Below are 1,373 nucleotides of genomic sequence, written 5' to 3'. Positions count from 1 at the left end.
GCGATGGCGTCGGAGCCGTAGATCGCCGAGGCGCCGCCGGTAAGGACTTCCACGCGCTCGATGATCGAGGACGGGATGGCCTTGATGTTGACGACGTTGTTGTCGCGGTTGTACGGCTGCGGGTACTGCGCGGGGCGGCGGCCGTTGATCAGCGTCAGCGTGTAGCCGGGGCCGAGGTTACGCAGGTTGACGACCTGGGCATTCGGCGTGAAGCCGGTGATCGCGAGGTCACCCGTGAACGACGAGGTCGTGTTCTGGGTGAGCGTCTGCAGCATGTCGCCGACGGTCTGGAAACCTTCGCGATCGATGTCCGCGCGGGTGATGACCGTGACGGGGGCCGGACCTTCGGTCTCCGAGCGCTTGATGCGCGAGCCGACGACGGTGACCCGGTCGAGCTCGGTCTTCTTCGCGGCGTCTTTCGATTCGTCCGTGGTGGTGGTCGTGGCCTGCTGAGCGAAGGCCGCGGTGGCCGCCGGAAGGACGAGGGCCGCGAGGACGGCCGATGCGATGCGGCTGCGCCGCAGTCGCTGTTGCGTAACTGGCATTTGGTTTCCCCAAAACAGAAAATGATCAGTGCCGCCCTCCTTGCGGCCCCCTGTCTCCCTGACGCCTCGACCGTAACATGGCTTTAACAAGTTGTGTTGCGGGGACGGCCCGTCCTCAGCATCCTTTTTTTGGAACGCATTCATGAGCGACCCGCTGGCCAGACGCCTCGACGCCCTCCCGCTCAATGGTTTCGGCGTCACCGTCGGAGAGGTGGGCCGCGTCTCGGTCGGGCCCGAGGGGCCGGGTGGTGTCGTGGTCGACATCACGTTCGGTGTGCCCATTGCTGCCGTGCAGCATGAAATCGTGCGATCCGTGGCGGAGGTTATTGCACTCGTTGGCAGGGACGGCCCCCCGGCGGTGGTCCGGCAGCGCATCGGCGTCCACGCGCCGCAGGCGGCCACCGTGCCCTTGGCGAACGTCCGGAACCTGATCGCCGTCGGGTCCGGCAAGGGCGGCGTGGGCAAATCGACGGTCGCCGTCAATCTCGCGGTGGCGCTGGCCCGGGAGGGCGCGCGGGTCGGGATCCTCGATGCCGACATCTACGGACCCAGCATCCCCACCATGCTCGGCGTATCGGGGCGGCCGGACAGCCCCGACGGCAAATCGATCGAACCGCTGCGCGCCCACGGCGTGCAGGTGATGTCGATCGGCCTGCTGGTGGAGCAGGACACGCCGATGATCTGGCGCGGACCGATGGCGACCTCCGCGCTGACCCAGCTGCTGAACGATTCGCGCTGGGACGACCTGGATTACCTGGTGGTCGATCTGCCGCCCGGCACCGGCGACATCCAGCTGACGCTCTCGCAGAAGATTCCCGTGGCCGGCGC

At 67.2% G+C, this 1,373-nt stretch carries 2 protein-coding genes; one reads left to right on the top strand and one right to left on the bottom strand.

Going from position 1 to position 1,373, the window contains the following annotated elements:
• A partial coding sequence (locus E4F61_RS05705) for a TonB-dependent receptor plug domain-containing protein (protein WP_162301415.1) occupies positions 1-545 on the bottom strand: 545 nt, incomplete at its 3' end.
• Between the two features lie 142 nt (positions 546-687).
• On the opposite strand from E4F61_RS05705, the gene E4F61_RS05700 reads away from it, so the two are divergent.
• On the top strand, positions 688-1,373 hold a 686-nt coding region (locus E4F61_RS05700), incomplete at its 3' end, for a P-loop NTPase (protein WP_238382810.1).

It is taken from the genome of Cognatilysobacter segetis (genome assembly GCF_004359965.1).
In the GTDB taxonomy this organism is placed as follows: domain Bacteria; phylum Pseudomonadota; class Gammaproteobacteria; order Xanthomonadales; family Xanthomonadaceae; genus Cognatilysobacter; species Cognatilysobacter segetis.
This window is presented reverse-complemented; position numbering and strand designations above follow the sequence as displayed.